The sequence below is a fragment of the Streptomyces sp. NPDC001904 genome, assembly GCF_040297005.1.
Lineage (GTDB): Bacteria > Actinomycetota > Actinomycetes > Streptomycetales > Streptomycetaceae > Streptomyces.
Genome location: NZ_JBEOYI010000007.1, coordinates 72,641 through 98,292 on the forward strand (window position 1 = coordinate 72,641; position 25,652 = coordinate 98,292).

Annotated in this window: 20 protein-coding genes; 6 read left to right on the forward strand and 14 right to left on the reverse strand. The window is 69.5% G+C overall.

From position 1 onward, the window contains the following. Positions 1-116: 116 nt before the first annotated feature. From ABT127_RS13635 to ABT127_RS13695, 13 genes are all read right to left on the reverse strand, one after another. Positions 117-1,256 (reverse strand): ABC transporter ATP-binding protein, encoded by a 1,140-nt coding sequence (locus ABT127_RS13635; RefSeq protein WP_351448398.1) that lies wholly within the window; start codon positions 1,254-1,256, stop codon positions 117-119. Next, the gene (locus ABT127_RS13640; RefSeq protein ID WP_351448400.1) at positions 1,243-2,226 is read right to left on the reverse strand and encodes an ABC transporter ATP-binding protein; all 984 of its coding nucleotides are present in this window, start codon (positions 2,224-2,226) and stop codon (positions 1,243-1,245) included. Before ABT127_RS13640 ends, ABT127_RS13635 begins: the two co-directional genes overlap by 14 nt. A gap of 5 nt (positions 2,227-2,231) precedes the next feature. Then, positions 2,232-3,224, reverse strand: a complete 993-nt coding sequence (locus ABT127_RS13645; RefSeq protein WP_351448402.1) for an ABC transporter permease — start codon at positions 3,222-3,224, stop codon at positions 2,232-2,234. Next, positions 3,217-4,140: an ABC transporter permease gene (locus tag ABT127_RS13650; protein WP_351448404.1), complete on the reverse strand. Its 924-nt coding sequence runs from the start codon at positions 4,138-4,140 to the stop codon at positions 3,217-3,219. Before ABT127_RS13650 ends, ABT127_RS13645 begins: the two co-directional genes overlap by 8 nt. Positions 4,141-4,207: 67 nt before the next feature. Next, the gene (locus tag ABT127_RS13655) at positions 4,208-5,839 is read right to left on the reverse strand and encodes a peptide ABC transporter substrate-binding protein (protein WP_351448407.1); all 1,632 of its coding nucleotides are present in this window, start codon (positions 5,837-5,839) and stop codon (positions 4,208-4,210) included. Between the two features lie 113 nt (positions 5,840-5,952). Beyond that, complete coding sequence (locus tag ABT127_RS13660) at positions 5,953-6,708, reverse strand: transporter substrate-binding domain-containing protein (RefSeq protein WP_351448410.1); 756 nt, start codon at positions 6,706-6,708, stop codon at positions 5,953-5,955. An 86-nt stretch (positions 6,709-6,794) separates the two neighbouring features. Next, a complete protein-coding gene (locus tag ABT127_RS13665) occupies positions 6,795-7,952 on the reverse strand; it encodes an ABC transporter ATP-binding protein (RefSeq protein WP_351448413.1) in 1,158 nt (385 codons plus the stop codon). Beyond that, positions 7,945-8,997, reverse strand: a complete 1,053-nt coding sequence (locus ABT127_RS13670) for an ABC transporter ATP-binding protein (protein WP_351448415.1) — start codon at positions 8,995-8,997, stop codon at positions 7,945-7,947. The genes ABT127_RS13665 and ABT127_RS13670 overlap by 8 nt, the downstream gene beginning before the upstream one ends. Before the next feature lie 11 nt (positions 8,998-9,008). Further along, entirely contained in the window at positions 9,009-9,962 is a 954-nt protein-coding gene (locus ABT127_RS13675) for an ABC transporter permease (RefSeq protein ID WP_351448418.1), read from the reverse strand. Then, positions 9,955-10,887 (reverse strand): ABC transporter permease, encoded by a 933-nt coding sequence (locus ABT127_RS13680; protein WP_351449069.1) that lies wholly within the window; start codon positions 10,885-10,887, stop codon positions 9,955-9,957. The genes ABT127_RS13675 and ABT127_RS13680 overlap by 8 nt, the downstream gene beginning before the upstream one ends. 160 nt (positions 10,888-11,047) lie before the next feature. Further along, positions 11,048-12,673, reverse strand: coding sequence for a peptide ABC transporter substrate-binding protein (locus tag ABT127_RS13685; protein ID WP_351448421.1), 1,626 nt, complete (start codon positions 12,671-12,673; stop codon positions 11,048-11,050). Between the two features lie 553 nt (positions 12,674-13,226). After that, the gene (gene typA, locus ABT127_RS13690; protein ID WP_351448424.1) at positions 13,227-15,134 is read right to left on the reverse strand and encodes a translational GTPase TypA; all 1,908 of its coding nucleotides are present in this window, start codon (positions 15,132-15,134) and stop codon (positions 13,227-13,229) included. 274 nt (positions 15,135-15,408) lie between these two features. Continuing rightward, positions 15,409-17,733, reverse strand: coding sequence for an ABC transporter family substrate-binding protein (locus ABT127_RS13695; protein WP_351448427.1), 2,325 nt, complete (start codon positions 17,731-17,733; stop codon positions 15,409-15,411). 480 nt (positions 17,734-18,213) lie between these two features. On the opposite strand from ABT127_RS13695, the gene ABT127_RS13700 reads away from it, so the two are divergent. From ABT127_RS13700 to ABT127_RS13725, 6 genes are all read left to right on the forward strand, one after another. Then, a complete protein-coding gene (locus ABT127_RS13700; RefSeq protein WP_351448429.1) occupies positions 18,214-18,504 on the forward strand; it encodes an Rv0250c family protein in 291 nt (96 codons plus the stop codon). A gap of 43 nt (positions 18,505-18,547) precedes the next feature. Continuing rightward, positions 18,548-19,387, forward strand: a complete 840-nt coding sequence (sdhC, locus tag ABT127_RS13705) for a succinate dehydrogenase subunit SdhC (protein ID WP_351448431.1) — start codon at positions 18,548-18,550, stop codon at positions 19,385-19,387. A 16-nt stretch (positions 19,388-19,403) separates the two neighbouring features. Next, positions 19,404-21,338 (forward strand): fumarate reductase/succinate dehydrogenase flavoprotein subunit, encoded by a 1,935-nt coding sequence (locus tag ABT127_RS13710; RefSeq protein ID WP_351448433.1) that lies wholly within the window; start codon positions 19,404-19,406, stop codon positions 21,336-21,338. Beyond that, the gene (locus tag ABT127_RS13715; RefSeq protein ID WP_351448435.1) at positions 21,335-22,108 is read left to right on the forward strand and encodes a succinate dehydrogenase/fumarate reductase iron-sulfur subunit; all 774 of its coding nucleotides are present in this window, start codon (positions 21,335-21,337) and stop codon (positions 22,106-22,108) included. Before ABT127_RS13710 ends, ABT127_RS13715 begins: the two co-directional genes overlap by 4 nt. Before the next feature lie 66 nt (positions 22,109-22,174). After that, entirely contained in the window at positions 22,175-22,933 is a 759-nt protein-coding gene (locus tag ABT127_RS13720) for a phosphotransferase (RefSeq protein ID WP_351448437.1), read from the forward strand. Positions 22,934-23,107: 174 nt separating this feature from the next. Next, positions 23,108-24,184, forward strand: a complete 1,077-nt coding sequence (locus ABT127_RS13725) for a LacI family DNA-binding transcriptional regulator (RefSeq protein WP_351448439.1) — start codon at positions 23,108-23,110, stop codon at positions 24,182-24,184. A gap of 278 nt (positions 24,185-24,462) precedes the next feature. Here the strand turns inward: ABT127_RS13725 and ABT127_RS13730 are convergent, their stop codons facing one another. Further along, positions 24,463-25,455 carry an acetylxylan esterase gene (locus ABT127_RS13730; protein ID WP_351448442.1) on the reverse strand — a complete coding sequence of 331 codons (993 nt, stop codon included), beginning with the start codon at positions 25,453-25,455 and terminating at the stop codon, positions 24,463-24,465. Positions 25,456-25,652 lie beyond the last annotated feature (197 nt).

A 25,652-nucleotide genomic window follows, 5' to 3' on the forward strand; every position in this document is an offset into this window, starting at 1 on the left:
TCCGACCCCGGTTCACGGCACCCGCACGGCCGTACGTGGAACACCATGGCGTGTCCGTATATCGGGACCGGGTCCGTCAAGTTGCCTGTGTGTAAAGGCGGGACCGGCCCTCGCTCCTACGGCACGACCTGCTTCTCCTCCGCGAAGTGGCAGGCCGACGGGTGCCGGGCCGGGGTCTCGACCGTGCTGAACACCTCCGGCACCGCGAGCACCGGCTCCTCCTGCTCGCAGCGCGCCTGCGCCTTCCAGCAGCGGGTGCGGAAGCGGCAGCCGGAGGGCGGGTTCGCCGGTGAGGGGACGTCGCCCGAGAGCAGGATGCGCTCCCGGTGCTCGCGCGCCCGCGGGTCGGGCACCGGGACCGCGGAGAGCAGCGCCTGGGTGTAGGGGTGCGTCGGGTGGTCGTAGATCTGCGAGTCCGAGCCGATCTCCACGACGCGGCCCAGGTACATGACGCCGACCCGGTCGGAGATGTGCCGCACGATGGACAGGTCGTGGGCGATGAAGACATAGGAGAGGTCGAACTCGTTCTGCAGACGGTCGAGCAGGTTGACCACCTGGGCCTGGACCGACACGTCCAGCGCGGAGACCGGTTCGTCGGCCACGATGATCTCGGGCCGCAGGGCGAGACCGCGGGCGATGCCGATGCGCTGGCGCTGGCCGCCGGAGAACTGGTGCGGGTAGCGGTTGATGTACTCGGGGTTGAGCCCGACCACGTCGAGGAGGTCCTGGACCTTGCGGCGCCGGTCGCCCTTGGGGGCCACCTCGGGGTGGATCTCGTACGGCTCCCCGATGATGTCGCCGACCGTCATGCGCGGGTTGAGGGAGGTGTACGGGTCCTGGAACACCATCTGGATGTTGCGGCGGACGGCCTTGAGGGCCCGGCCGGACAGCTTGGTGATGTCCTCGCCCTTGTACTTGATGACGCCCGCGGTCGGCTTCTCCAGGTTCACCAGCATCTTGGCGACCGTGGACTTGCCGCAGCCGGACTCGCCGACGATGCCGAGCGTCTCGCCCTGCCCGAGGTCGAAGTCGACGCCGTCGACGGCCTTGACCGCGCCGACCTGCTTGCGGAACACGATGCCCTGGGTGAGCGGGTAGTGCTTGACCAGACCGCGCACCTCCAGGATCGGTTCGTGCCCGGACTCCGAGCCGTTCGCCGCGTAGGAGGACTCGGCCTGCGACTGGTGCAGCAGGTGCTGGGCGATCTCGCCCTCGCGCTTGAGGTCCTGCTTGCTGACGTGCTCACTGTGCGGCATCGAGCGTCTCCTTCCAGAAGTGGCAGGCGCTGCGACGGGTCTCGGAGACGTCGGCGAGCGGGGGGACGTCGGTGCGGCACACGTCCTGTGCCATGGGGCAGCGCGGGTTGAAGGCGCAGCCGGGCGGGATGTTCATCAGGTTGGGCGGCAGGCCCTTGATGGCGTAGAGCTCCTGGCCCTTCTGGTCCAGGCGCGGGATCGACTCCAGCAGGCCCTTGGTGTACGGGTGTGCGGGCGCCCGGTAGATCTCGTGCACGGGGGCCTGCTCGACGATGCGGCCCGCGTACATGACGGCGATCTTGTCGGCGACGTCCGCGACCACGCCGAGGTCGTGCGTGATGAGGATGAGTCCCATGTGGAGCTCGCGCTGCAGCTCGGCGAGCAGGTCCATGACCTGGGCCTGGACGGTGACGTCCAGGGCGGTCGTGGGCTCGTCCGCGATGATCAGGGCGGGTTCGAGGGCGAGCGCCATCGCGATCATGATGCGCTGCCGCATGCCGCCGGAGAACTGGTGCGGGTACTGGCCGACGCGTTCCTTGGCGGCCGGGATGCGGACCCGGTCCATCAGCTCCACGGCCTTGGCCTTGGCGTCCTTGCGGGACATGCCCCGGTGGACGGTGAACAGCTCGCCGATCTGCTCGCCCACCGAGAGCACGGGGTTGAGGGAGCTGAGCGCGTCCTGGAAGATCATCGCCATCTCGGCGCCGCGGATCTTGCGCCGCTCCTCCTCCTTGAGCTTGAGGAGGTCCTGGCCGCGGAAGAGGACCTCGCCGCCGGTGATCTTCCCCGGCGGCATGTCGAGGATGCCCATGATGGCCTGCGCCGTCACGGACTTGCCGGAGCCGGACTCGCCGAGGACGGCGAGGGTCTCGCCCTCGTCGACCGTGTAGTTGACGCCGTTCACCGCCTTGGCGTTGCCGTCCCGGGTGCGGAACTCGACGTTCAGGTCGCGTACTTCGAGCAACGGCATGGGCGCTACCTCAGCTTCGGGTCGAGGGCGTCGCGCACCGCGTCGCCGAGCATGATGAACGCGAGGACCGTGATCGCGAGGGCGCCGGACGGCCACAGCAGTGCGTGCGGTGCGTTGCGGATGTTCGCGGACGCCGACGAGATGTCGATGCCCCAGCTGACCGCCGGCGGCTTCAGGCCGACGCCGAGGTAGGACAGGGTCGCCTCCAGGGCGATGTACGTGCCGAGGGCGATCGTCGCGACGACGATGACCGGCGCGACGGCGTTCGGCGTGATGTGCCGCAGCAGCATCCGCGAGTTGGACGCGCCGAGGGCGCGGGCCGCCTGGACGTAGTCGTTCTGCTTGGCGGTGATGACCGAGCCGCGCGCGATGCGGGAGATCTGCGGCCAGCCCAGCAGCACCATGAAGCCGATGACCGGCCAGACGGTGTTGCTGCTGACGACCGACAGGAGCACCAGACCGCCGAGGACGACGGGGATCGCGAAGAAGATGTCGGTGATCCGGGACAGGACCGAGTCCCAGAACCCGCCGAAGAACCCGGCCAGGCCGCCGAGGACCGAGCCGAGGAGCGCCACGCCGACCGTGGCGCAGACGCCGACGGTGATCGAGTTGCGGGCGCCGTAGACGGTGCGCGTGTAGACGTCGCAGCCCTGGCCGTCGAAGCCGAAGGGGTGGCCCGGCTCGGAGCCCTGCTGCCGCTTGGACAGGTCGCAGGAGAGCGGGTTGCCGGAGGCGATCAGCTGCGGCCAGATCGAGATGACGACCAGGAAGAGGATGACCAGGCCCGCGATGATGAAGACCGGGTTGCGGCGCAGGTCCCGCCAGGCGTCGGACCACAGGCTGCGGGGCTTGTCCGCCGGGCCGCCCGCGGGGCCGCCCGGCGCCCCCTCCACGGTCGTGCCCTCGCTGGTGGCGAGGTCCATCGCGCCGCCCATGCCGGTCGCGGCGATGGCACCGTCGTCGGGTGTGCGCCCGTCGGGTGCGTGCGGTTCAGGCATAGCGGATCCTCGGGTCGAGTACGGCGTACAGGAGGTCGACGATCAGGTTCACCGCGAGGAAGACCAGCACGAGGATCGTCACGAAGCCGACCACGGTCTGGGTGTTCTGGCGCAGGATGCCCTGGTAGAGCTGGTAGCCGACGCCGTGGATGTTGAAGATGCGCTCGGTGACGATGGCGCCGCCCATCAGGGCGCCGACGTCGGCGCCGATGAAGGTGACGACGGGGATCAGCGAGTTGCGCAGCAGGTGCCGGGTGATGACGCGGCGCCTGGGCAGGCCCTTGGCGATGGCGGTGCGGACGTAGTCGGCCCGCTTGTTCTCGGCGATGGACGTCCGCGTCAGGCGGGTCACGTAGGCGAGGGAGACCGAGGCGAGGACCAGGCCGGGCACGATCAGCTCGCCGAAGGTCGCCTCCGTGGACACCGCCGGTTCGATCCAGCCCCACTTGACGCCGAGCAGCAGCTGCAGCAGCAGACCGGTGACGAACGTCGGGATGGAGATGACGACGAGGGTCAGCAGCAGCACGGTGGTGTCGATGGGACGGCCGCGCCGCAGGCCGGTGATGACGCCGAGGGTGATGCCGACGATGATCTCGAAGAGGATCGCGACGATCGTCAGGCGGATGGTGACGGGGAACGCGGTCGACATCAGCTCGGTGACCTTCTGGCCGTTGAACGCCGTGCCGAAGTCTCCGGTGAAGACGTTCCCCATGTACGTCAGGTATTGCTGCCACACCGGCTTGTCGAGGCCGAACTCCTTCGACAGCTGCGCCTTGGTGGCAGGGTCGCAGGCCTTGTCGCCGCACAGCCCGGCGATGGGGTCGCCCATCACGTTGACCATGAGGAAGATCAGCAGCGTCGCGCCGATGAAGACCGGGATCATCTGCAGCAGGCGCCGGATCACATAACGTCCCATGAGGACTCCGGTTCCGTTTCCGCGAGGGGGCGGGAGCGGCGGCCGGCGGGCCGCCGCTCCCCTGGCGTCACTTGACCTTGATCTCGTTGTAGACGGGGACGCTGAACGGGTTCAGGGCGACGTTGTCGACCTTGTCCGAGTAGCCGGCGCTGCCGTTCTGGTACCAGAGCGGGATGGCCGCCATGTTGTCCCGGACGACCTCCTGGGCCTGCTGGAAGATCTTGACCGCCTCGGTCTGGTCGGACTCGGCGTTGGCCTTGTCGACGAGGGAGTCGAACTCCTTGTTGGACCAGTGGCCGTCGTTGGACGAGGCGTTGGTGTAGTACAGCGGCTGCAGGAAGTTCTGGATGAGCGGGTAGTCCATCTGCCATCCGGCGCGGAACGGGCCCGTCATCTTCTTGTCGGTGATCTTGTTGCGGAAGTCGGCGAAGGTGCCGGTGGGGCTGCCGACGCACGCCTTGTCGTTGCCGAGGGCGTTGTTGATGGAGTTGCAGACGGCGTCGACCCACTCCTTGTGGCTGCCGGTGTCGGCGTTGTAGCCGATCTGCACCTGGCCGCCGGGGATGCCGCCGCCCTCCTGGATCATCTTCTTGGCCTCGGTGGGGTTGTAGTCGCAGAATTCACCGCACAGCCCCTCCTTGTAGCCGCCCTTCTCGCCGAGGACCGGCGAGGTCCAGTCGGTGGCGGGGGTGCGGGTCTTCTCGAAGATGGAGTCGGTGATCTGCTTGCGGTTGATCGCCATCGACAGGCCCTTGCGGACCTTGTCGCTGTCCGCCTTGTTCCAGTCGGAGTCGTAGAACGGGAAGGCGAGCGTCTGGATGATGCCGGCGGGGGTGTTGATGTACCGGCCGTCGAGGTCGCTCTTCACGTTCGCGAGCTGGGCGGCGGGCACGTCGTCGACGAGGTCGAGGTTGCCGGCCGTCAGGTCGGTGTAGGCCGTGTTGTTGTCGGTGTAGACCTTGAGGTCCACGCCGGAGTTCTGGGCCTTGTCGTCGCCCGGGTACTTGTCCCACTTGCGCAGGGACATCTGCGAGCCCTTTTGGTACGAGTCCACGGTGTACGGGCCGTTGCCGATGGGCTTCTTGATGTACGAGTCGTGGTCGTCGAAGAACATCTTGGGCAGCGGCGCGAAGGCCGCGTAGCCGAGGGTGTCGGGCCACGTGGAGAACTTCTGGTTCAGCTTGACCGTGAAGGTGTCGTCGCCGGTGACCTTGAGGCCGGAGAGGGTGTCCGCGCTCTGCGAGCCGGACTCCGGGTGCACCTTGTCGTAGCCGTCGATCTGGCCGAAGAAGTAGGCGTTCTTCTGGTTGTTCTTCAGGCTCGCGCCGTAGTTCCAGGCGTCGACGAAGGACTTGGCGGTGACCTTCTCGCCGTTGGAGAACGTCCAGCCCTTCTTCACGGTGATCGTGAAGTTCTGCGAGTCGGACGTGTCGATCTTCTCGGCGAGCATGTCCTTGGCCTCGCCGGTCTTCGGGTCGTACCGCTTCAGACCCCGGAAGATCATGTCCAGGACCTTGCCGCCCTGCACCTCGTTGGTGTTGGCGGGCTCCAGCGGGTTCTGCGGGTCACCCCAGGAGGAGCGCACGATCCCGGAGCCGTCACCGCCGCCACCGCTGTCGCCGCCCCCACCACAGGCCGTCGCCGCGAGGGCTACGGCGACTGCACCAGCCGCCCACTTGGCGTGCGTGGCTCCACGCATGGAGTGCCTCCTCTGTACCGATCACGTGACACGTACGCCCAAATATCAGGCCAAACGGCACATGTCGCACTCCCGGTACAGCCACCCGGTGGACGGGGCCCTCCCGGTGTCCGTCAGCCCACGGCGTCGCCCTCCACGGGTGCGGCCAGGTTCGGGTCCTGGCCCGAGCGGGTCAGGGCGGCGGCCACGAAGCCCGAGGCCGTCAGGGCGGTCACCGTGTCGCGCAGGAAGCGGACCGTCCGCTCGCTGCGGGAGCGGGTCGTGCCGACGGCCTGGCGGATGGTCATGAACGCCGGGTCCAGCAGGCGCAGACCGGGGCGGGCGGCGACGTGGGCGGTCAGGGGCTGGCGGATGCCCGCGGCGACCTCCAGCTCCTCGGCGTGGAAGACGTAGACGCCGTCGGTGCCGCGCACCACGGTCGCCGCGCTCAGGGTCCGGGTCAGGTACAGGTCGTAGGCGGAGCCCTGCTTGACCCCGATGCGCACCCCGGCGCGGTCCACGTCGGCGGCCGTGCGCAGCGCCGAGCCGTCCCGGACCGCGTAGACGCCCTCGATGTGCACGTAGGGCGCGGTGAAGGCCACCTCCGCCTCCCGGGCCGGTTCGACGGCGAGGAAGCACAGGTCGGCGGCGCCGGTGGCCATCGCCTCGTAGGACTTGCGGGCGGCGTCGAAGCACTGGAACTCGACGGGGAGTCCCAGCCGGTGCGCGATCTCCCGGGCCAGGTCGACGGTGACTCCGGCGGGCGCTTCGGGGGTGCCCTGGGCGAGGACGGGGTTGCCGAGGTTCACGGAGGCGCGGAGCACCCCGGTGGGCGCGAGGTCCCGGGCGATGTCCCGGGAGTCGGCGGTGGGTTCTGCGGGGCTTGTCATGCCCAGAGTTTTTCAGAGGCCGGGGAAGAGAAGAGGGCCGGTCGCCGGGGAATCCCGGTGACCGGCCCTCCAGGGCGCGCAGCGGCTCAGGCCGCGTGGACCACGTCCTTCTCCTCGGCGAAGTGGCAGGCCGACTCGTGGGCGGCCGGGGTGGCCGAGCCAGCGAACCGCTCCGGGATCGCCAGCAGCGGGACCTCCTCGGCGCACTTGTCCTGCGCCTTCCAGCAGCGGGTGCGGAAGCGGCAGCCCGACGGCGGGTTGGCCGGGGACGGCACATCACCGGTGAGGATGATGCGCTCGCGGCCCTCGCGGGCGTCCGGGTCCGGCACGGGCACCGCGGAGAGCAGCGCCTGCGTGTACGGGTGCGTCGGGTGGTCGTAGATCTGCGTGTCCGACCCGATCTCGGCCATCTTGCCGAGGTACATGACCCCGACCCGGTCCGAGATGTGCCGGACGATCGACAGGTCGTGCGCGATGAAGATGTAGGACAGGTTGAACTCGTCCTGCAGCTTCTCCATCAGGTTGATGACCTGCGCCTGCACCGACACGTCGAGCGCGGAGACCGGCTCGTCGCAGATGATGATCTCGGGGTTGAGGGCCAGGCCGCGGGCGATGCCGATGCGCTGGCGCTGACCGCCCGAGAACTGGTGCGGGTAGCGGTTGATGTACTCCGGGTTCAGGCCCACGACGTCCAGGAGCTCCTGGACCTTGCGGCGCCGGTCGCCCTTCGGGGCCACCTCGGGGTGGATCTCGAAGGTCTCCCCGATGATGTCGCCGACCGTCATGCGCGGGTTGAGCGAGGTGTACGGGTCCTGGAACACCATCTGGATGTTGCGGCGCACGGCCTTCAGCGCGCGGCCGGACAGCTTGGTGATGTCCTGGCCCTTGTAGAAGACCTCGCCCTCGGTGGCCCGCTCCAGGGTCATCAGGAGCTTGGCGACCGTGGACTTGCCACAGCCGGACTCGCCCACGATGCCCAGGGTCTCGCCCTGGTACAGGTCGAAGGAGACCCCGTCGACGGCCTTGACCGCACCGATCTGCTTCTTGAAGAGGATGCCCTGCGTCAGCGGGAAGTGCTTCTTCAGGTTGCGCACCTGGAGAATCGGCTCACCGCGCTCGACGGTCTTGTCGAGCGCCGCGACCGCCGCGTCCTCCGTGGCCGCGTCGACGACCTCGACGTCCGTGACGTTCGGGGTGGCGTCCACGGCTTCGTTCTCGGCGCTCTTCTTGCTGATGTCAGCCATGGATCGTCTCCTTCCAGAAGTGGCAGGCGCTGCGCCGGCCGGGCAGCGCGCCGCCGTCCCGCTCCGTCACCTCGACGAGCGTCGGGACGTCGGTGCGGCAGATGTCCTGCGCCTTGGGGCAGCGCGGGTTGAACGCGCAACCCGACGGCACCTTCAGGAGGTTGGGCGGCAGGCCCTGGATCGCGTAGAGCTCCTGGCCCTTCTGGTCCAGGCGCGGGATCGAGTCCAGGAGGCCACGGGTGTACGGGTGCGCGGGGCGCTTGTACAGCTCGTGGACCGGCGCCTGCTCGACGATGCGGCCCGCGTACATCACGGCGATCTTGTCGGCGACGTCGGCGACGACACCCAGGTCGTGCGTGATGAGGATCAGGCCCATGTTGTACTCGCGCTGCAGCTCCGCGAGCAGGTCCATGACCTGGGCCTGGACCGTCACGTCGAGCGCCGTGGTGGGCTCGTCCGCGATGATCAGGTCGGGCTCCAGGGCGAGCGCCATGGCGATCATGATGCGCTGGCGCATGCCGCCGGAGAACTGGTGCGGGTAGTCGTTGACCCGCTCCTTGGCCGCGGGGATGCGGACCCGGTCCATCAGCTCGATGGCCTTGGCCTTGGCGTCCTTCTTGCTCATGCCCTGGTGGACCCGGAACATCTCGCCGAGCTGGTAGCCCACGGTCAGCACCGGGTTGAGGGAGGACAGCGCGTCCTGGAAGATCATGGCGATCTTCGCGCCGCGCACCTTGCGCCGCTCGTCGGCGGACATCTTCAGCATGTCCTGGCCCCGGTACAGGATCTCGCCCTGCGGGATCTTGCCGGGCGGCATGTCCAGGATGCCCATGATCGCCTGCGCGGTCACGGACTTGCCGGAGCCGGACTCGCCGAGGACGGCGAGCGTCTCGCCGGACTGCACGCTGTAGTTCACGCCGTTGACGGCGCGCACGACGCCGTCGCGGGTGTGGAACTCGACGTGCAGGTCGCGGACCTCCAGGAGCGGGGCGTCGTCGTTGCCTCGCGGGGTCGGGACCAGCGCGGGATTGTCGATGATGGTCACGTACGCCTCCCTCAGCGCATCTTCGGGTCGAGGGCGTTGCGGACCGCTTCGCCGAGCATGATGAACGACAGGACGGCGATGCTCAGCAGGATCGACGGGAACAGGATGATGTGCTGCGCCACGCGGATCGAGTTGCCGCCGTCGGAGATGTCGGCACCCCATGACACACCGCTGGTGAGGCCGAGTCCGAGGAAGGACAGCGTCGCCTCGGCGGCGATGTAGACACCCAGCGAGATCGTCGCGACGACGATCACCGGGGCGATCGCGTTCGGCAGGATGTGCTTGAAGAGGATGCGCTTGGTCCCCGCGCCCAGTGCCCTGGCCGCCAGCACGTAGTCCGCCTGCTTGACCGTGATCACCGAACCGCGCATGACGCGGGCCGTCTGCGTCCAGCCGAGGAAGGCGAGAGCGGCGATGACGACCGGGATGCTGCGGTCCTGGAAGGCGTTGAGCATGACCATCGCGCCCAGCAGGAACGGGATGCCCATGAACATGTCGGTGAGGCGCGACAGAAGCGCGTCCATCCAGCCGCCGAAGTAGCCGGCGAGCAGACCGATGATGCCGCCGAAGACCGTGACCACGATGGTGGTGCCGAGGCCGACCATGACGGAGGCCCGGGTGCCGTAGATCATGCGGGCGTAGACGCTCTGGCCCTGGGCGTCGTAGCCGAGCCAGCCGTCGGAGAACACCTTGCCGAGCTGAGGCTTGGCCAGGTAGTGGCCTGCCAGGTCTCGGGCGTTCGGGTCCGCGCCGGTGAACAGGCCGGGGAAGGCGGATATCACCAGGAGCAGCAGGATCAGCACGGCCGAGACCACGAAGATCCAGTTGGTGCGGAGGTCGCGCCAGGCGTCGCTCCACAGGCTGCGCGACTTCTCGCGCTTCTCCACCTTCACCTGGGGGTCGGGCAGCTTGCCGCCTGCGGCGGCCTCGGCCGGTGCGGTCGCGGACTTGGTCAGATCAGACATAGCGAATCCTCGGGTCCAGGACCGCGTAGAGCAGGTCGACGATCAGGCTGGTGACGAGGTAGACGAGGACCAGGATGGTCACCAGTCCGACCAGCGTGGTCCCTTCCCGGCGCTGCAGCGCTTCGTAAATGGTGCCACCGACACCCTTGATGTTGAACAGGCCCTCGGTCACGACGGCGCCACCCATGAGGGCGCCGAGGTCGGTGCCGAGGAAGGTGACGACGGGGATGAGCGAGTTGCGCATCAGGTGGACGCCGATGACGCGCTGCTTGGGCAGGCCCTTGGCGATCGCGGTGCGCATGTAGTCCGAGCGCAGGTTCTCCGCGACCGACGTACGCGTCAGACGCGCCACGTAGGCGAGGGAGGCCGCGGCCAGCACGATGGCCGGGGTCAGCAACTGGCCCCAGTTCGTCGAGTCGTTGACGTTCGGCGCCATCCAGCCGAGCTGGAACGCGAAGACCGTCTTGGCGATGAACCCGAGCACGAACACGGGCACCGAGATCAGCAGCAGCGTCAGGAACAGCACGAGGGTGTCGGCCAGACGTCCGGCCCGCATGCCCGCGATGACACCGAGGACGATGCCGAGCACCGCTTCGATGGCGAAGGCCAGCGCCGCGAGCCGGAGGGTCACCGGGAACGCGTCGCCGAGAACGTCGGTCACCGGGCGCCCGGAAGCGATCTGGGTGCCGAAGTCGAAGTGCAGGATCATGTCCCGCATGTAGTGCCAGTACTGGACCAGCACGGGCTGGTCGAGCCCGTACTCATGGCGCAGCGACGCGATGACCTGCGGGCTGCCCGCCTTGTCGCCGAAGAGACCACGGACCGGGTCACCGGGCAGGGCGTACACCATGAGAAAAATCAGCAGAGTCGTCCCGATGAAAACCGGGATCATCTGGAGCAGTCGTCGTGCGACGTAGCGCCCCATCATGCCTCCATGTCAATCGCAGCAGGGGCCCTTTTCGCCGTACGCAGACCGAACTCGCGGTGCATACGGTGAAAAAGGCCCCCCGGCCAATCCGGCCCGCTTCGCACCGCTGCCCCCAGGTGCGGCCGGGGGCAGCGGATGCGCGCGCTGTCAGCGGTTACTACTTGTGGACCTGGACGCCGTCCAGGATCGGGTCGCCGTCCTGCGCGTACTTGACGCCGGAGACCCGCTCCGAGTAGCCCGCGTTGACCTTGTAGTACCAGAGCGGGATGGTCGGCATGTAGTTGACCAGCTGCTTCTCGACTTCCTGGTACTTCTTCTCCGACTCCTCCAGCGTCGCGGCGCTGTCGGCCTCGGAGATCAGCTCGTCGACCTTCTTGTTGCTGAACCCACCCTGGTTACCGTCGGACTTGGTGCCGAACAGGTCACGGATGAAGTTGGCGTTGAAGGGGTAGTCGAGCACCCAGCCGGAGCGGTACAGCGACTTGACCTCGTGGGCGTCACGCGCGTTGGTGTCCGCCTGGAAGTCGGCCTTCGAGTCGCCGACGCACGTCACGCCGACAGCCTTCTTGATGGAGCCGCAGACGGCGTCCACCCACTCCTTGTGACCACCGTCCGCGTTGTACTGGATGGAGATCTTGTTGCCCGGAACGCCGCCGCCCTCCTTGATGAGCGCCTTGGCCTTGGCCGGGTCGTACTTGGTGACGTCGCCCGCGGCGTTCGGCTGGTAGCCGAGCACGCCCTTGGCGACCCAGCCGGTGGCCGGCTCACGGGTGCCCTGGAGGACCGTCTTGGTGATGGTGTCGCGGTCGATCGCCATCGACAGACCCTGGATGACCTTGGGGTCGATGCCCTTCCACTGCTTGGTGTAGAAGGCCACGGCGATGGTCTGGATCGCGGAGTAGGACTGGTCGACGGCACGGTCGCCCAGGTCCTGCTTGTAGACCGGGAGGTCACGCGGGGCGAGCTGACGCAGGACGTCGACGTTGCCCGACTTCAGGTCGTCGTAGGCGGTTTCCAGGTTGGTGTAGTTCTTGAACGTCACACCACCGTTCTTCGCCTTGTTCGGGCCCTTGTAGCCGTCGAACTTCGCGACCTTGATCTCCTTCTTGTGCTGCCAGGAGACGAACTTGTAGGGGCCGTTGCCGACCGGCTTCTGACCGGCCGCCTTCGGGTCCTTGTAGAACGACTCGGGGAGCGGCGAGAAGACCTCGTAGCCGAGCTTGTAGACGAAGTACGGCATCGCCTTCGACAGCTCGATGGTGAAGGTGTTGTCGTCGACGACCTTCAGGCCGGACATCGTGTCGGCCTTCGCCTTGCCCTTGGCCGGCGCGACGTCGTCGTAGCCCTTGATGTCCGAGAACCAGAAGCTGTTGGTCTGCTTGTTCTCGGGCTTGGCGGCCCAGTTCCACGCCTTGACGTAGGACTCGGCGGTCACCGGGGTGCCGTCGTGGAACTTCCAGCCCTGCTTCAGCTTGACCGTGAAGGTCTTGTTGTCCTTGGTGTCCACCGACTGGGCGTTCACCATGGTGATGTTGCCCTTGGCGTCGTAGTCCACCAGCTGCGAGAACAGCGTGCTGAGAACGATGCTGCCGTTGGACTCCATGGTGTTGGCGGGCTGCAGAGGGTTCTGCGGCTCACCCGTCTCGACGGAGAACGTGCCGTTCGGGTCGACGGCGCCCGAGCTTCCCTTGTCGCCGTCGTTGTCGCTGCCACCGCACGCGGTCGCGGCCAGAGCGATGATCGCCGCGCCCGCCACCCACTTGGCGCTCTTGGCACCACGCATGGGGTTCCTCCTCATGAGTCCACTTGTTCACTGCGAGAGAGGGCACACCCATGAGGACCGACACCCCTGTCGGTCAGCAAATGGTGTGCCTCAGTGTGCTCGTGAGTCGGCGCTCCCCACTGCGCGTGACCCATTGACCCGAGCTCTATGGCGTCAACTATTAGCCATGGAGTGTCGGTCACCAACACCCATTTGGTCTCGGTTCGATCACACCTGCTGCGTACATCTCCCAAAATCCGGACAAAGCGATCTGGACTAGAGGGTCACGAAACGGACGCGTTACATATCTATCGGTCAGAGGCGTCCGGATAGCGGACGCAGTGAGAGGAAAAGAACTTGCGCGCGAGGGCCGGCACGGAGAGCCTGGCCGCGAGGGGCACCCCGAGCGGGAGCAGGGTGCGGTCTACGCGCGACACACAGTGAGGCAGGGTAGCGGCGGAAGACTGTGCCGTACAGCCGAACAGGCCTTCCCGCGCATCACAGCGGGGCCACAGGAGAACCGGACGCACGAAGGCCCGGCCCCCTCGCGGGAACCGGGCCAACTGCCGTGGGATCAGCTGTGCTTGGCGCGCGAGGCGGTGCGGCCGCGCTCCTTCTGGTCCAGGACGACCTTGCGGATGCGGACGGCCTCCGGGGTCACCTCGACGCACTCGTCGTCGCGGCAGAACTCCAGGGACTGCTCCAGGGAGAGCTTGCGCGGCGGGACGATCGCCTCGAACGAGTCGGCCGACGAGGACCGCATGTTCGTGAGCTTCTTCTCCTTGGTGATGTTCACGTCCATGTCGTCGGCGCGCGAGTTCTCGCCGACGATCATGCCCTCGTACACCTCGGTACCGGGCTCGGTGAACAGCACGCCGCGCTCCTGGAGGTTCGTCATCGCGAAGGCGGTGACGGCACCGGCGCGGTCGGCGACCAGCGAACCGTTGTTACGGGTCGTCAGGGTGCCGAACCACGGCTCGTGGCCCTCGTGGATGGAGTGGGCGATGCCCGTACCGCGGGTGTTGGTCAGGAACTCCGTACGGAAGCCGATGAGGCCGCGGGACGGGACGACGAACTCCATGCGGACCCAGCCGGAGCCGTGGTTCGACATGTTGTCCATGCGGCCCTTGCGGATGCCCATGAGCTGTGTGACGGCGCCCATGTGCTCCTCGGGGACGTCCACCGTGAGGCGCTCGACCGGCTCGTGCGTCTTGCCGTCGACCTGCTTGGTGACGACCTGCGGCTTGCCGATGGTCAGCTCGAAGCCCTCGCGGCGCATCTGCTCGACCAGGATGGCCAGCGCCAGCTCACCGCGGCCCTGCACCTCCCAGGCGTCGGGGCGCTCGGTGTCGAGGACGCGCAGCGACACGTTACCGATCAGCTCGCGGTCGAGGCGGTCCTTGACCTGGCGGGCGGTGACCTTGCGGTCCTTGACGGCCGACTTGGCCTGGGCGCCCTTGCCGGTGCCGCCACGGCCGACCAGCGGCGAGGTGTTGGTACCGATGACCATGGAGATCGCCGGCTCGTCGACCGTGATCAGCGGCAGCGCGACCGGGTTCTCCGGGTCGGCCAGGGTCTCGCCGATCATGATGTCGGGGATACCGGCGACGGCGCAGATGTCACCGGGGCCCGCGACCTCGGCGGGCTTGCGGGTGAGCGCCTCGGTCATCATCAGCTCGCTGATGCGCACGTTGCTGATCGTGCCGTCGCGCTTGATCCAGGCGACCGTCTGGCCCTTGCGCAGCTCGCCCTGCTCGACGCGGAGCAGCGCGATGCGGCCGAGGAAGTTGTCGGCGTCGAGGTTGGTGACGTGGGCCTGGAGCGGCGCGTCCTCCTCGAACGTCGGGGCCGGGACGTGCTCCAGGATCGTGGAGAAGAACGGCTCCAGGTTGGTGGAGTCCGCCGGGACCGTGCCGTCGGCCGGCTTGGTCAGCGAGGCGATGCCGTCGCGGCCACAGGCGTAGACGATCGGGAACTCGATCTGGTCCTCGTCGGCGTCCAGGTCGAGGAAGAGGTCGTACGTCTCGTTGACGACCTCGTCGATCCGGGAGTCCGGACGGTCCGTCTTGTTGATGCACAGGATGACGGGCAGACGCTGCTGGAGCGCCTTGCGCAGCACGAAGCGCGTCTGCGGGAGCGGACCCTCGGAGGCGTCCACGAGCAGGACGACGGCGTCGACCATCGACAGACCGCGCTCGACCTCGCCACCGAAGTCGGCGTGGCCCGGGGTGTCGATGATGTTGATCGTGATGACGTCGCCGCCATCCTTCGGGTGGTACTTGACGGCCGTGTTCTTGGCCAGGATCGTGATGCCCTTCTCACGCTCCAGGTCATTCGAGTCCATCATGCGATCGTCGAGGGACTCGGCGGCGTGAGCTGCGAACGAGCCGGCCTGCTTGAGCATGGCGTCGACGATGGTCGTCTTGCCGTGGTCGACGTGGGCGACGATGGCGACGTTTCGGATGTCGTGGCGCGTGGCCATATTGCGGCGTACTCCCGGAATAGTGGACGGCTGCGCGTACATCAGTGATACGCGCGCCCTGCCGGGCTGGACACGCCACGGCCTCACCCCATCGTACGTGGCTCAAAGGGTGGGGGGTTTGCGGGGGCTCGACGAGGTGGGGGAAGCGAGCCCCGCGACGGGGTAAAAGCGCAGGTCAACGGGTTACAACGAACCTTGCCCCGCGGGCGGGCCCGGGGGCAAGGGAGTTGAGCTGGATCTGAGCCTGGACCGCCGTCGCGGGAAAGGCCGCAGGTCAGGAGGCCGGGCTCGCCGACGGCTTCGCACCCGCCTTCAGGTAGCCGATGTTCTGGTACTGAGGCTCCTGGAAGCCGAAGGCGCCGGCGTTGGCCACGTTCGTACGGGCCGCGACCAGCTCGGGGCGCTGGTAGAGCGGGATGGAGCCGGCGGCCGCCCAGATGCGGGCGTCGGCCTGCTTCACCAGGGAGCGCTCCTCGCCCTCGTCCAGCTCGCCGATCGCCTCGTCGAAGAGCTGGTCGATCTGGTCGGTGCCGACCCGGGTGTAGTTCTGCTCGACGGTGAGCGAGCCGTCGGCGGCCGGGACCGGCTTGGCGTAGATGGGGCGGGCGTCCGTGGCCGGATAGGCGGACGCGGGCCAGGAGTAGAGGGCGAGGTCGTACTGGCCGGACGCGATGTGGTCCTTGAAGTAGCTCTCGTCGTCCACCTTCATGATGTCGGTGCGGACGCCGATCTTCTCCAGCATCTGCGTGATCCGGTCGGCGACCGTGCGCAGCTGCTCGGAACCCGCGCCGGACGGCAGGACGAAGCGCAGTGTGAGCGGCTTGCCGTCCTTGGCGAGCGGGCCCGCGGCGGCGCCGGCCGGGGCCGCCGTGCCCTTGGGCGCGTACGCGCCGGGGGCGCCGCCCTGCTTCACGTACGTCTTGGCGTCCTTGCCGAGTCCCTCGGCGGCGTGGTCGTTCTTGTGCTTCCTGGCGTGCTTGGACGCCTTGGAGTGCTTGCCCTTCTCCTTGTCGGCCTTGCGCAGCTTCACCGCGTCGGCCTGGTGGAGGAGGGCGGTGTGCTGGGCGGCCGCGAGGGGGCCGGGGCCGAGCAGCAGAGGCGCGTCGGCGCCGGGCTTCTGGTCGTCCTCGCCGACGATGTACGTACCGTCGTCGGCGTCCTCGGCCTCGTTCTCGGACTTCGCCGCGTTCTCGGAGCCGGCCGTCTTCTCCTTGTCGCCCTTCTCCTTCTCCTTCTTCTCCAGGGGGCCGCCGGGCACCCAGCCCGCCTCCGCGAGCAGCGCCCGCGCCTGGGCGGTGTCCTGTTCGCCGAGGGCGCCGCTGTTGTCCGAGTACGCCGCCTGGCCGGCCAGCGCGAGGTGGTTGTCGACGGTGCCGGCCGGCAGGCCCAGCGGCTTGAGGACGGCCTCGGCGAGCTTGGTGCGGTCGATGGCGCGGGCGACGGCGCGGCGGACGCGCTCGTCGGCCAGCGGGCCCTCGGTGCCGTTCAGCGCGAGCTGCGTGTAGGCCGGTTCCAGCGACTTGCGGACCACGAAGCCGCGCAGGTTCCGCTGCTCCTTCGCGTACTTCTTCACGGCCTTGCGGGTCTTGGCGCGCGCCTCGATCTCCTCCTCGGCGGCCTCCTCGTCCTCGCCGTGCGCGATCGCCCAGGAGCGCAGCGCCTTGCCGGGGGTGAGGGCGGCGCCGGGGCCGTGGGCGAGCGGTCCCGCCGTGCCCTTGTCGCGGGCGGCGTACGCGATGCGGTCGGCACCGCCGGAGTCCAGGTCGGCGAGGTCCAGGTCGCCGGCGGCGAGGGCCGCGGCGCGCTTGCCGCGCGGCACCGCGCTAAGGACGAGCTTGTCGAGCTTGGCGGGGCTGCCCCACCAGCGCGGGTTGCGCTTGAGGGAGACCGTCTCGGCGTCGCGGTCGATCGTGTCGATGGCGAACGGGCCCGCCGTGTTCGCCAGCTTGCGCCGCGCGCCGTCGTTGAAGTGGTCCGGGGTCCCCATGACGTCCTTGGGGTACAGCGGCGAGAACAGGGCCCGCCAGTCCGCGTACGGCTTGGCGAACGTGACCCGCACCTCCAGGTCGTTCGCCCCGCGCTCGACCTTCTCGATGCGGTCGTACCCGGCGTTGTGCGCCGTCCAGTACGCGCTGTCCTTGCCGGACAGGGCGCGCCACTGCGCGGCGAAGTCGGGGGCGCCGATCTCGCGGCCGTCGCTCCAGACCGCCTGCTGGTTGAGCTTGTACAGCACGACCTGCTTGGGCTCGGTCTCGATGACCTCGGCCTTCTCCAGGTAGTCGGGGTCGGCCTGCGGGCGGCCCTGGCCGTCGAGGCGGAACATCGACGGCAGGACCGCGCCGGTGACCCGGCTGGTGCCGGCGTCGGCGTCGGCCTGGAAGGCGTTCAGGGTCTGCGGCAGGTTGTCGACGGCCCAGCGCAGGGTGCCGCCGTCCTTGATCTGGTCGCGGGCTGCGGGGGCGATGTCCTGCCCGGCGGAGGGCTTGCTCGCCTCGTCGTCCGCGGAGCACCCGGCGAGGGCGGTCACGGCGAGCGCGCCGCTCACGAGGAACGCGGCCGAGCGCAGGGCTGCGCCTGGGCGCCTGGGGGTCTGGTGCATCTCGGAGCTACCTCCGGTACGGGCCGGTTGATCACTTTTGGTGGTATATGCGGTTGATCACATCTATCGGGGCGAGAGCCTCATACGACGCGGCGACACGGCCCCGACCCCCCGGAACCCCCCGGGCGGACCAATGCCGCCCCACCCGGCCACGCTTCGGAGGGGCCGGTCGCGCAGTTCCCCGCGCCCCTGCGGCAGGCGCTTCGCGCGCCTCTCTCGTCGGCGGGGCCCGCCACCCTCGATGAGATGGCGCACGCAGTGCGCATCTCAGGGGCGCGGGGAACTGCGCGACCGGCCCCCACCAGGCCGCGGGCGAACGAACCACCCCGGGGCGCCCGCGCGATAGCGGCGCGAAAAAGGGGGCGCACACCAAGGCGCGCCCCGGGAATCCGCGCCGCTCCCTTCACAAACCGCGATGTGACGCGCGACACTCGCAGGCGCATGAGCATCTCCGCCGCACCAGCGGAAGCGAGGCACATCATGTCCCTGTCAGACGACCTGGCGGCAGCCACCCGTTGCCTGGACGACCTCACGCGCGCCGTCGGCCGCCTGGAACCCCAGCTCGGCACGGGCCCGGACATCCGCCGCGTCCGGGCCGACGCCGACCACCTGCGCGAGAGCCTGGCCCTGCTGCGCGAGGCGGCGACGGCCAGGTACGAGAACCCGCGCCGCCCCGACCTCGTCCCGATCCCCGACACCCCGTACGACAGCACGCTGTGGACGGACTCGGACGACGAGGGACTCGGCGCACGGGACAGGCACGCCCCCTGACACATCCCCGGTCACGCCCCTGACCCTTCGAGCGGAGGCTTCGTTGGCCACCGGCACCCAACCCTCCCGTACCGAACCCCCGACCGAGAGCGGCACCGGCGTCCGCGGCCGGACCCGGGCCGCGATCGCCGCGCCCCACCTGCGCACCGACCGCTGGTGGCTGGCCCCGGCCGCGACCGCCGCCGGGCTGCTCGCCTTCGTCGTCTACTCGACGTGGCGCGCCTTCGCGAACGCGGACTACTACGCGGCCCCCTACGTGTCGCCGTTCTACTCGCCGTGCCTGTCGCAGAACTGCGCGCCGATGCGGCACGGCCCCAACTGGGAGCTGTTCGGCGGCTGGTGGGGCCTGTCCCCCGCCCTGCTCATCCTGATCTTCCCGCTGGGCTTCCGGCTGACCTGCTACTACTACCGCAAGGCCTACTACCGCGGCTTCTGGGCCTCGCCCCCGGCCTGCGCGGTGGCCGAGCCGCACAAGAAGTACACCGGCGAGACGCGCTTCCCGCTGATCCTGCAGAACATCCACCGGTACTTCTTCTACGCGGCCGTGCTCGTCGCCTGCATCCTCACCTACGACACGGTGCTCTCCTTCCGCGACGAGAACTACGCGTGGGGCCACATGGGCCTCGGCACCCTCGTGTTCCTGCTCAACATCACCCTGATCTGGGCGTACACGATCTCCTGCCACTCGTGCCGGCACATCGTGGGCGGCCGGCTCAAGCACTTCTCGAAACACCCAGTGCGCTACCGCCTCTGGAGCTGGGCCGGGCGGCTGAACGCCCGTCACATGCTGCTCGCCTGGGCGTCGTTGGTGAGCGTGGCCCTCGCCGACTTCTACGTGTACCTGGTCGCGTCCGGCGCCTTCGACGATCCGCGGTTCTTCTAATGGTGGGGGCCTTCTGATGTCAGTTGTCGAGCGGCAGCAGTGGGACGTTGTCGTGGTGGGCGCGGGAGGTGCCGGACTGCGGGCCGCCATCGAGGCGCGGGAGCGCGGCGCGCGTACGGCCGTGATCTGCAAGTCCCTGTTCGGCAAGGCCCACACGGTGATGGCGGAGGGCGGCATCGCGGCCGCCATGGGCAATGTGAACTCCGGGGACGACTGGAAGGTCCACTTCCGCGACACGATGCGCGGGGGCAAGTTCCTCAACCAGTGGCGGATGGCGGAGCTGCACGCGCAGGAGGCCCCCGACCGGGTGTGGGAGCTGGAGACCTGGGGCGCCCTGTTCGACCGCACGAAGGACGGCCGGATCTCGCAGCGCAACTTCGGCGGCCACGAGTACCCGCGCCTCGCCCACGTCGGCGACCGTACGGGCCTGGAGCTGATCCGCACCCTCCAGCAGAAGATCGTCCAGCTCCAGCAGGAGGACTTCAAGGAGACCGGCGACTACGAGTCCCGCCTGAAGGTCTTTCAGGAGTGCACGGTCACACGGGTGTTGAAGGACGACGGGGGCCGGGTGTCCGGCACCTTCTGCTACGAGCGCGAGAGCGGCCGCTTCTTCGTCCTGGAGGCCCCGGGCGTGATCCTGGCGACCGGCGGCATCGGCAAGTCCTTCAAGGTGACGTCGAACTCGTGGGAGTACACGGGCGACGGGCACGCGCTGGCACTGCTCGCCGGGGCGCCGCTGCTCAACATGGAGTTCGTGCAGTTCCATCCGACGGGCATGGTCTGGCCGCCGTCGGTCAAGGGGATCCTGGTCACCGAGTCCGTCCGCGGCGACGGCGGGGTGCTCAGGAACTCCGACGGCAAGCGGTTCATGTTCGACTACGTCCCCGACGTCTTCAAGGAGAAGTACGCGGAGTCGGAGGCCGAGGGCGACCGCTGGTACGACGACCCGGACCACAACCGGCGCCCGCCCGAGCTCCTCCCCCGCGACGAGGTGGCGCGCGCCATCAACTCCGAGGTGAAGGCGGGCCGCGGCTCCCCGCACGGCGGTGTCTTCCTCGACGTCTCCACGCGGATGCCCGCCGACGTCGTCCGGCGCCGGCTGCCGTCCATGTACCACCAGTTCAAGGAGCTGGCGGACGTCGACATCACCGCCGAGCCGATGGAGGTCGGCCCGACCTGTCACTACGTGATGGGCGGTATCGCCGTCGACTCGGACACGGCGGCGGCCCGCGGCGTGCCCGGCCTGTTCGCGGCCGGTGAGGTCGCGGGCGGCATGCACGGCTCGAACCGGCTGGGCGGCAACTCACTGTCCGACCTGCTGGTCTTCGGCCGGCGGGCCGGGCTGCACGCGGCCGCGTACGCCACCGGCACGGCCGCCGACCGCCCCTCGGTCGACGACATCCAGGTCGACGCGGCGGCCGCCGAGGCGCTGCGCCCCTTCTCCGCCGAGGGCCCGGAGGACGGCACCGTCCCCGAGAACCCGTACACGCTCCACCAGGCACTCCAGCAGACGATGAACGACCTGGTCGGCATCATCCGCCGCGAGGCCGAGATGGAGCAGGCGCTGCGCAAACTCGCCGATCTGCGGCTGCGGGCCCGGCGGGCGGGCGTCGAGGGGCACCGGCAGTTCAATCCGGGCTGGCACCTCGCGCTCGACCTGCGCAACATGCTGCTGGTCAGCGAGTGCGTGGCGCGCGCCGCGCTGGAGCGCACGGAGTCGCGCGGCGGTCACACCCGCGAGGACCACGCGGCGATGGACCGGGCCTGGCGCCGGGTGAACCTGCTGTGCCAGCTCCGCGACCCCACCGGCGGGTTGGCGGCCACCGATCCGGTGCGCGGCCAGATCAGCCTCGTACGGGAGGAGACCGAGCCCATCCGCCCCGACCTGCTGGCCCTCTTCGAGAAGGAGGAGCTGGTCAAGTACCTGGCCGAAGAGGAGCTGTTCGAGTGAGCGACGCGTATGACGCGCACTTCAGGGTGTGGCGCGGGGACACCGGCGGCGGGGACCTGGAGGACTTCGAGGTCGAGGTGAACGAGGGCGAGGTGGTCCTCGACATCATTCACCGCCTGCAGGCCACCCAGGCCCCGGACCTCGCCGTCCGCTGGAACTGCAAGGCGGGCAAGTGCGGTTCGTGCTCCGCGGAGGTCAACGGCCGCCCCCGCCTGATGTGCATGACCCGCATGTCGGTCTTCGACCGCGCCGACACGATCACGGTGACGCCGCTGCGCGCGTTCCCGGTCGTCCGCGACCTGGTCACCGACGTCGGCTTCAACTACGCGAAGGCCCGCGAGGTCCCGGCCTTCGTCCCGCCGCAGGACCTCGGGCCCGGCGAGTACCGGATGATGCAGGAGGACGTGGACCGCCCGCAGGAGTTCCGCAAGTGCATCGAGTGCTTCCTGTGCCAGGACACCTGCCACGTGGTGCGCGACCACGAGGAGAACAAGGCGGCGTTCGCCGGGCCGCGCTTCCTGATGCGCGTCGCCGAGCTGGACATGCACCCCCTGGACGCGGCCTCCTCCACCGGCCTCGACCGCAAGGCCACCGCCCAGGACGAGCACGGGCTCGGCTACTGCAACATCACCAAGTGCTGCACGGAGGTCTGCCCCGAAGGCATCAAGATCACCGACAATGCACTGATCCCCTTGAAGGAGAGGGCGGTTGACCGCAAGTACGATCCGCTGGTCTGGCTGGGGAACAAGATCCGGCGCCGTCCGTCGTAGGCCGCCACTCAGCGCATCCGGTCCGGCCGGAGGATCCGGTGCGACGCTCCGTGGGACGCTGCGCCCATGACCGGAAGCCATGGGCGGGACGAGGGACAGGGCCGGGGATTCGACGAGGTGCACTCCGTCGATCGATTCGCCTCCGGAGTGGGCGAGTCGGAGATCTCCGGGCTGCCTCTCCTCGGCTCCGGCCGCACCGCCGACGTCTACGCGCTCGACGACGGCTGGGTGCTGCGCCGGCACCGCGAGGGGTGGGACACCCGCCGCGAGGCCGAGCTCATGACGTACGTGCACGGGCACGGCTACCCGGTGCCGCGCGTCCGCCCTGTCACCGGCCCGCTCCCGGGCGATCTGGTCATGGAGCGCCTCGCCGGGCCGACGCAGGCCGAGGCCGCGCTGCGCGGTGAGGTCTCACCGGTCGACGCGGGGCACGAACTCGGCCTGCTGCTGCGGCAGTTGCACGCACTTCCGCCGCGGTCGGCCGGGCAGGTGCTCCATCTCGACCTGCACCCGGAGAACGTCATCCGCACTCCGCGCGGGCCCGTCGTCATCGACTGGGCCAACGCCGAGGAAGGGGCCCCCGCCCTGGACTGGGCGATGTCGGCGCTCATCCTCGCCGAGATCGCCGTCGCCCCGGACCGGCCCGAGGCCGCGGCCGTCGGGACGGCACTCACCGCCCTGCTCTCCGGCCCGCGGCCCGGCCTGGCCGGGGCCCTGGAGGAGGCCCGCGCCCGGCGCACCGCGAACCCGGCCCTCGGCCCGGCGGAGAAGCAACGGCTCGGGGCGGCCGTGGAACTGGTCCGGGCGGAGGAGGCGGGGTGCTGAACGGCGCCGGGTACGCCGGGCCCTGCTCGGAGTGCGGGACGCGGCCGCCGGTGAACGTGCACGCGAGCAGGGGCGCTCCCCGAAGGCGCCCTTGCCCGTCGCTCGCTCCCGGCCTTAGGGTGAATGCGCTTTCATTTCGCTTTCCGCCACTCCACGCACTCGGGGGTCCACCCAGTGAGCACAGCCCCCACGGTGTACGACGTCGCCGAACGTTCCGGGGTCTCCATCGCCACCGTCTCGCGGGTCTACCGCAACCCCGACTCGGTCCGCGCCCAGACCCGCGAGCGGGTGCTCGCCAGTGCGCGGGAGCTCGGCTACGTCCCCAGTGGCAACGCCCGCGGACTCGCCAGCCGCTCCACCGGCGTCCTCGGCCTGTGCTTTCCCGACTACTCCGACCCGGAAGCCGAGTCCGAGGCCGAGACGGGAGCCGGTGACGAGGCGGACGACGACGCCGCGATGCTCTACTCCGACCAGATCATCCGCGGGATGGAGCGCGCCGCGCGCCGCCACGGGTACGCGCTGCTGATCGCCGCGTCCCTCAAGGGCGGGCCGGAGAGCCAGCTGGCGAAGGTGGCGGGGCGCGTGGACGGGTTCGCGGTGCTGGCCCGGACCGTGCCGACCGAGGATCTGGACGTCATCTCGCGGCGCCAGCCGGTGGTCATGCTGGCCGGGCCCCGCGAGTCGGACGACCTCGACCACCTGGACCACATCGAGACCGCCAACACCGACGGCCAGCGCGAACTGACCCGGCACCTCATCGAGGACCACGGCCTGCGCCGCCTCGCCTACATCGGCGCCGAGGAGTCGCCCGACGTCGCCGCCCGGTTCCGGGGGTACGCCGAGGCCTGCCGCGCGGCGGGCGTTCCGGTGTCCGACGAGCCCGATCTGCGGGTCGCCATGATGACCCGGCCCGAGGGGGCGCGGGCCACCGACGAACTCCTCGACCGGCCGGGGCCGCGGCCCGAGGCGCTGCTGTTCGCCAATGACCAGATGGCGGTGGGGGCGCTGCACACGCTGGAGCGGCGGGGCGTGCGGGTGCCGGACGACATCGCGGTCACCGGCTTCGACGGGATCGCGCTGAGCCGCCTGGTCCGCCCGACGCTCACCACCGTGCGGCAGCCGATGCGGCGGATGGGCGAGGAGGCGGTGGAACTCCTCGTCCGGCGGCTCACCGGGCAACAGGGGAAGGAGCCGGTGTCGATGATGCTGCCGGTTTCCCCCACCCGCCGAGAAAGCTGCGGCTGCACCTGATCGGGCCCCGCTCTTCTTCGGCGGCGCCCCCGTCTCACCGCCGCCCGCACCCCTGGGTAGTTCACTCGCCTGCGGCCCGGCGGTGGCTGGTCGCGCAGTTCCCCGCGCCCCTGAGGCATGCGCTCCGCGCAGCCTCCCCCTGAGGCTGCGGCTCCGCCGCGCCTCTGGTGATGAGATGGCGCACGAAGTGCGCATCTCAGGGGCGCGGGGAACTGCGCGCCCAGCCACGACGTGAGCCGCAGACCAAGGCAACGGCCCGAACTACAGGTACCCGCGCCTCACTTCAGTGCCCGACCGAAGAACTCCGACTTGGCCGCGGCAAGTTCGACCCGCGCCGCCGCCTCCCCCACCCAGTCGAAGTGCCCGGCCTCGAGCACCAGCAACTCCCCACCCCCGGCCAGCGCGTTGTGCACCGCGAACTGCCCCGGCGGCGGCACCGAGGGATCGAAGAGCGCGGCAGCGACCAGCACCGGCTTCGACAAGCGCGTCGCCGCCGTCGCCGCGTCGAAGTACCCGAGCACCTCGGTGACTTCGGGGTGCCCGGCGTGATGGCGGCGCACAGCCGCCCCGCTCCCCGCGCAGTCCAGCGTCAGCCGCAGCGGATGGTTCCCGAACGTCGGCACCGTCAGTTCCCCGGCGGCGAACCGGTCGTCCCACGGCAGCGCCAGCGCGCCGAGCCCGCCGCCGAAGCTCTCCCCGAGATAGCCGAGCCCGTACCCCGAGTCCACCGACTCCCGCAGTTCCGGGACGAGTTCGAGCAGCGCCGACGCCGCGCACCACAGATCGGCGACGCACTCCCCGATGACGTACGTCTCCCGTGCGGCGATCCCGTGCAGCACGTGCTCGGCGGAGACCGACGGCACCCCGTCGACGAGCCCGCGCTCCACCATTCCGCGCACGCACGGCAGGATCGCCGCCGCCCGGGGCAGCGGCAGCGGCACGTCGGGGCCCGCCTGGTCGCGGCCCCCGTAGCCGTGCCCGATGACGAAGCCGTGCTCCGCCGGGCCGTCCACCGGCAGCGCCAGCCAGCCGCCGAGCCGCGCGTCCCCGACCGACGTGTAGGTCACCTCGAAGATGCGGACGCCGTCGCGCTCCTCGACGAGCGGCCCGATCTCCGGCCGGGTCGGCACCGCCCGCGCGGCCTCGTACCGGCCGCGCCAGAAGGCGTCGAAATCGGCCGGAGCGCCGTCGGGCGCACCGACGCCACGCAGGTCGGCGAGGGTGTAGCCGTACGTCGGGTCGAACGGGAAATCGTGCGCGAAGACTGTCATGGCCGCGACCTTAGGACAGAGATCACATCCGGTACAGGCCAATTCTTCCGAGGTGGTCCGGGTCAAACAGGAATGTCTGTTTTACGCTCGGCCACAGTGGGCGGGCGCCCAGGTCACGCCCGGCCGCGCTCGACAGCCCCTCAGCTTTCCGTCCCGTTACGGGAGTGTGACCAAGACCCCTCTTGCCACATCGGAGG